This window comes from Okeania sp. (genome assembly GCF_983059655.1).
In genome coordinates, this window is sequence record NZ_CEZPJD010000477.1 from 1 (window position 1) to 6,102 (window position 6,102).

4 protein-coding genes are annotated in these 6,102 nt (G+C 35.5%); 2 read left to right on the forward strand and 2 right to left on the reverse strand.

All coding sequences use genetic code 11. From position 1 onward, the window contains the following. Nucleotides 1–1,562: 1,562 nt before the first annotated feature. A complete protein-coding gene (hetR, locus tag AC3DU7_RS22185) occupies nucleotides 1,563–2,477 on the reverse strand; it encodes a heterocyst differentiation master regulator HetR (RefSeq protein ID WP_488041475.1) in 915 nt (304 codons plus the stop codon). A gap of 694 nt (nucleotides 2,478–3,171) precedes the next feature. After that, on the reverse strand, nucleotides 3,172–3,411 hold the full coding sequence (locus AC3DU7_RS22190; RefSeq protein WP_488041476.1) for a hypothetical protein: 240 nt from the start codon (nucleotides 3,409–3,411) through the stop codon (nucleotides 3,172–3,174). A gap of 470 nt (nucleotides 3,412–3,881) precedes the next feature. Here AC3DU7_RS22190 and cysC point away from each other — a divergent pair, with 470 nt between their 5' ends. Both cysC and AC3DU7_RS22200 read left to right on the forward strand, forming a co-directional pair. After that, nucleotides 3,882–4,409: an adenylyl-sulfate kinase gene (gene cysC, locus AC3DU7_RS22195; protein WP_488041477.1), complete on the forward strand. Its 528-nt coding sequence runs from the start codon at nucleotides 3,882–3,884 to the stop codon at nucleotides 4,407–4,409. A gap of 24 nt (nucleotides 4,410–4,433) precedes the next feature. Further along, on the forward strand, nucleotides 4,434–6,089 hold the full coding sequence (locus AC3DU7_RS22200; RefSeq protein ID WP_488041478.1) for a polysaccharide biosynthesis/export family protein: 1,656 nt from the start codon (nucleotides 4,434–4,436) through the stop codon (nucleotides 6,087–6,089). The last annotated feature ends 13 nt before the right edge of the window (nucleotides 6,090–6,102 follow it).

Consider the following 6,102-nt stretch of genomic DNA (forward strand, 5'->3'; position numbering starts at 1 on the left):
ATTCTGAAAAAGAATGGAACACTTTTTCAGCTAAAACCCTTTCACAGTAAGAAAATCTCGTCTCAATCTAAACCAGAATGACTATATAAATTCCGAATTTGGCAAGTATTTATACTGTATAAATTATCGTCATTGACCTTTTTCAAGAGTCAAATTATCAGGAAAATATTAAGCATAAATACTCGCGCACACGCCACATATAAGCTGCACATCATTCCCTACTGACTACTGACTACTGGCTATTGACTACTTGCCCTTTATACTACGTTTTGTCGTGCTGAATGTAGGTTAAACTTGTCTATGTCTTAGATCGGTAGCTACAAATACTCAAATAATTAAAAATTATAAAAAATTAAGTTAAGGATTAGTTATTTAAAATCAAATTAGCTAAATTAGTTCAACATACCTTTTTCGGGTGTAAATTAGGGCGAAAAAAGATGCGATAGCACAGCTCGTACCTCTATTTCCTACCCCTCTAGAAAAAGCTGAAAATATTGATAGGTAAACAATACAGCCTTTATTGCTTAAAAGTAAAATTTAGTGTATTTTGGAGTTAAGTCTGTGGCTCTGCCTAGAAGCTTAATAAAATGAAAAACCGCAGTAGAATTTATATTTTGCCGATCTAATTTTATTTATAGTCATTTCAGTTTAGATTCAGACAATGGTTTCTTGTCAAATGAGGGTTTCATTCTTATTTGAAATGACTACAATGCAAAATAAAGATCGAATACTGCAATATCCTAAGATTTTTCCCACTCTCATCCTTCCTTTCTCCTTTCTCCCAAGTACTATAAATCTACAGGCAATTCAGATTATATAGAACCTCCGATCGTATCTTGATAAATATGCGCGTTTTTTTAGCCTTGAGTCAGGAGACAGCTACACTGGAGACAGGAGATTAAGAGGGAAAAAGTGAAGAGGGAAGATGTGGGGATAGATAATACAAAAAATTCAACACTCCTTTTTCAGATTTTTCCTCACTCATTGATACACGAAAAGACTTGACTACCATAATTAGACATCTGGCGATCGTCAAAAATTAAATCAATCCCATACGCATAAATCATCAATTATTTTCCCCTACTCCCTACTCCCTACTCCCTCTTTTCCGGAGAGGTCTATTATATAGATCTCAAATGGGTTCTATAATTGAGAGAGATGGGGGGATGGGGAAATGGTGAGATTAAATAGACATCTCTGATCGTAAAAAATCAAATCAATTATCACAAAGAAATTATTAATCCTTCCCCATCTACTGCCTAGTGCCTACTCTTTGTTTTGGAGGAGATGTCTAATGTTGAAGTGCGGATAGAATTATAAACGTATATTGTATAACCTGATTCCATATCAGATCAAAATTATTAATTGTTGAAAATTCAATTCAATCAGGAGCTAGAATAACTTCTAACTCCTCAATGAGCGAAGTTTACCGAAAAATTAAGGTATAAAACCGATCAATTAACTAATGGATAAAAAAGAAAAAAAACCGTTTTAGTCAATTCTTCTATTACAGAAGAAGTAATTATTAATTGTTAATTATTAATTGTTGAAAAGTAATTAGACTAATCATCCTTGGGGCCAAAAACCATCTGTACTATCATTTGTTTTCCGTCTGTTTGATGATAACGGTCTGCCCAATGTCTAATGATTTCGTCTAACTCTTCTTTAGCTTGCTCATAGCGATCTGGAGAAATATCAAACTCCTCCAAAATACGCATTACCTTATTGTTTTGTTCTGCCCAATCCCTCATCATACGAAAATAGCGAGCTGTATCCTCGACCATGATATAAGTGCGTTCCTCATCATCTTCTGGGGAATAAGAAGAACGAGTCAAGGCATAAAAAGGCATTCCCCAAGGAGAATCTATCTTAGTAACCGTACCAGAATAAATCAAGCGACGTTTAATATGTTCTGCTAAAGCTTCACTCAGAGGCATTCGGCGTTCTGCTGGTAAATCTTCCTGAGACCGTCTGTGTAAAAACTCAATTAATTCCATAAACTGAAAAGAATTAATCAATTTGGCATCAGGCATATTAGGGGGCAGTTTAGTTTCAGTATATCGCTTTTCCTCAGCAGTAAGATTGTTACCAGGAACCCTTGATTGTCCTGGATTCCAAGGATACTGTTCTAGCCATACATAGGGAAACTGAATCAAATAGCGAGGTTCTTGAGAACCCAACATTTTTAGAAGTTTACCTTTAGTGAGTGCTTCTTCTACTTCTTGCACAATCACTTTAACCCGTTTAGGTTCTATATGATGCAGATGTCCTGTCATGCGCAGATTTTGATTCTGTTCAATATAGGTCATATAAATCGCACATTTAGCCGCAGTTGCAGCCGCATCCAAGAAAGCTCCATGACGATGCCCGCTCGTCCTCATGGCACTAAACGCCAGATATAACATAATCTGATCCATAGCACTGGGGCTAAGGCTATTAATCAGCTCGGTATCATTTAGATCGGTATCATTTTTCATTACAATCCCCAAAATAACAAAAACATAAGAGGCATAGTATCATCCTCTATTAAAAATTAAAAATATGCTAACTATGATGATACTTAAACAACAGAAAGTCAGCAAAATACAACTCTTGTACCAAACAAATATACATCTTTGAGACTTTTTGGATTTGGCGTAAGAGCAAGCACGCAAATTAAGCGTACAAATAGTTTGTTATGTTAGTAGATTTTGACACCCTGTGTATTTTTGACTGACATTTATAGATATTATAGATATATCAATCATATATCAATATAGCATATAAAAGAACCATCGATCCCGCTTATAGCAGTAGTATCAATAGACATCTCCGGAAAAGAGGCAGTAGGCAGCTTTGCTGTAGGCAGTAGAGGAAAAGAATTGATAATTTCTGTGCGATAATTGATTTTATTTTTTATTGTCGGAGATGTCTAATGGCTACTAAAGTTAATAAACGATTTAGATTTTATGTTCTCTGTTAAAAGTTAAAGGTCTGAAGCTATATAGTTTAAATTTTCAACAGCTTACTCTATGGTATTGAAAATAAAATTCTCTCATTCATTAATTAACAAGAGAATTTTTGACAAATTTTCAGAGAGTATAAGATTGTCAAAGCAAGGGCTCAAACTATTTGAGCAAAGATATAATTAACGATTCTAACTTAATATCACAAGAGAAATTTTTCTGAACTTCAGCGTCCACTACCACGATGAGGACATTTGTCACTTTCAAGCTCAGAAGTACAAATTGTATTTACAAAAGCTCGTATACTTCTCTTTCTGACACGATCTTCATGAGTTTTAGTTCGAGCAGAACCTCTGAAAAATGTAGAAGATAATGCTACTTCATTTTCAGTGATTAAAGCTTTACTACTAGGAGCATTACCTAGTAATAATAAAAAAGAAAAAATAATCGCTGTGTAATTTTGCATAGGTTTTATCCGTGTGAGAGTGTCTATTCTCTGATACGGACATGGAACATAAAATCAGGATATTTAGCAAAAATTTGATAAATTTAATTTGCTTTTATACCGATTTTTAGCACTAAAATATTTACCAAAAACTGTGGCAAATAAGTAATACTAGAACTGAAAAAAAGGGGTTAAGTAAAAAGATATTAAAGTGGGTTTACGAAGAGAAGCGGATTTTAAGTTAAAACCTCAATTAATTCTACAGATTATGAAAGAATGAAAATGGAGCTTCAACTATCTACCCATTATTATCCGGTCTATATTGCCCCTATTCAGTAAATAAAATTCAGTAAATAAAATTATTAATTAGGTTGGTGGCCTAAAATTTTATTTGTTCTTGTCAAAAAATTTACTTACACAGGTATTACCTACTCATTCAAAAATTCTGGTAAAATATAGAGTTAGTCAAAACTCGCAAAAACTAAGTAAAAATGGAAAAAGGATTCATTTTGTGGTTTACAGGCTTAAGTGGAGCTGGGAAAACAACTATAAGTAAGGTTGTGGCAGAAAAGTTAAAACAAAGAGGTAGTAAGGTAGAGATATTAGATGGGGATATAGTTAGAGAAAACTTATCAAAAGGGTTGACTTTTAGTAAAGAAGACCGAGATATAAATGTACGGAGAATTGGGTTTGTAGCTCATCTCCTTAGCCGTAATGGAGTAGTAGCAATTACCGCAGCAATTAGTCCCTACAGAGAAATCCGCAATCAAATAAGGGAAATGGATGAAAACTTTATAGAAGTTTATATAAATGCACCATTAGAAGTATGTGAAAAACGTGATGTAAAAGGATTATATGCCAGAGCTAGGGCAGGAGAAATCAAAAATTTCACTGGTATTGACGACCCTTACGAGCCACCAGAAAATCCAGAAATTACTTGCCAGACAGATAAAGAAACATTAGAAGAGAGCGTAGCTCATATAATTAGTAGCTTGGAAAAATCAGGTCATTTGGCGTAAAACAAAATAGGGAGGGAACAGGCAATGAGGCAAAATAAATCTAGGGACCGCGAAGATGACATTTTGCTAATAAAATCTTTATCCAAAAATCTAAGCTATGGAGTAATAGTTTTATTATGCAGTTGCTGGAGATTGGCATATTCTGCACAAGCTCAACCCCTCTCTCAAAAATCTCAGATGTCGCCAGTAAACTCAACTTTACCAAAACTAACAGAGCCTTGGCCTCAAGGTACGGAAGCAAAACCACCGCTGCTTGCTCCGGCATCAGAACCAATATCTATCCCAGAACCAGAAACTCCTTTACCAGACTCAACAGCATATACACTTGGTAGTGGCGATCGCGTTCAAATAGATATCTTCAATATGCCAGAGTACAGTGGGAAAAATGGCCAACATAAAGTACAAATTGATGGGACTCTTAACTTGCCATTGGTAGGTAATGTATTAGTTGAGGGAAAGACTTTAGATGAAGCAAAAGAATTAATTCAAGAAAAATACGGCGAATATCTACAAATATCTATAGTTAATCTCAATCTCGTAGCAGCACGTCCACTAAAAATAGCGATCGCTGGAGAAGTCCAACATCCAGGTTCATATATTATTTCTCCTATTGTTGATGGAAGGGAGGATGTTCAAGGTGGGACTCAATTACCTACAGTGACTAAAGCATTACAGGTTGCAGGTGGAGTGACCACTTCAGCAGATGTCAGGCAAATCAAAATTCGTCGTACCCAACTCAATAGTCCAGAGCAAGTCATTAGTATTAATTTATGGGAATTACTGCAAGAGGGTAACTTGCGCCAAGATATTGCTCTGCGGGATGGGGATACTTTATTTGTCCCTAGTATTACTGAAGTTAATCCAGTAGAGTCTGCTCAATTAGTAAATGCTAACTTTGCTGGTACTAATGCTCAACCTCTCAACATTGCAGTGGTGGGAGAAGTTGCACGGCCTGGTCCATATATATTAGAAACAGGTATTGACCAAAGTCAACTTTCAGCTACAGAAGAAAATTCAGATTCTACCGAAGCAGATAATAATATTTCATCTGCTCAAAATACTAAGTTACATACTGTTACTAAGGCAATTAAAATGGCAGGCGGTATTACTCCATCTGCAGATATTCGACAAATTAGGGTGCGCCGACTAACTCGTGCTGGTACAGAACAAATTATTAAAGTAGACCTTTGGCAACTTCTGCAAAATGGAGATTTAAACCAGGACTTAGTTTTAGAGTCAGGAGATACTATTTATGTGCCAGTAGCAGATGAAGTTAATTTGGATGAATTGGCGGAAGTTACTGCATCAAGTTTTTCTCCTGGTAATCTAAAAATTAATCTGATTGGAGAAGTTGTTAACCCTGGAATAATTTTTATGGTTCCGAATAGTACGCTTAATCAAGCTTTATTGGCGGCAGGGGGTTTTAATCAGGGAAGAGCTGAAACTGAAAAAATAGAACTTATTCGCCTCAACCCAAACGGTACTGTTACTCGTCGTCAGGTACAAGTAGATTTCTCTGCAGAAGTTAATGAGGAAACTAATCCTACTTTACTTAATAATGATGTGATTTTAGTTGGTCGTTCTGGTAGGGCAGCTTTGACTGATAATGTTAGGGGTGTTTTAGCTCCTTTCAGCCCGATTAATAGAATTTTAGGAGTATTTTTAGATATTTTTGATTAGGTTGGAAGGAAGA

What these genes read in the sequence shown, in the direction of transcription:
- hetR (WP_488041475.1), bottom strand. Translation starts at nt 2,477, where the DNA reads ATGAAAAATGATACCGATCTAAATGATACCGAGCTGATTAATAGCCTT.
- AC3DU7_RS22190 (WP_488041476.1), bottom strand. Translation starts at nt 3,411, where the DNA reads ATGCAAAATTACACAGCGATTATTTTTTCTTTTTTATTATTACTAGGT.
- cysC (WP_488041477.1), top strand. Translation starts at nt 3,882, where the DNA reads ATGGAAAAAGGATTCATTTTGTGGTTTACAGGCTTAAGTGGAGCTGGG.
- AC3DU7_RS22200 (WP_488041478.1), top strand. Translation starts at nt 4,434, where the DNA reads ATGAGGCAAAATAAATCTAGGGACCGCGAAGATGACATTTTGCTAATA.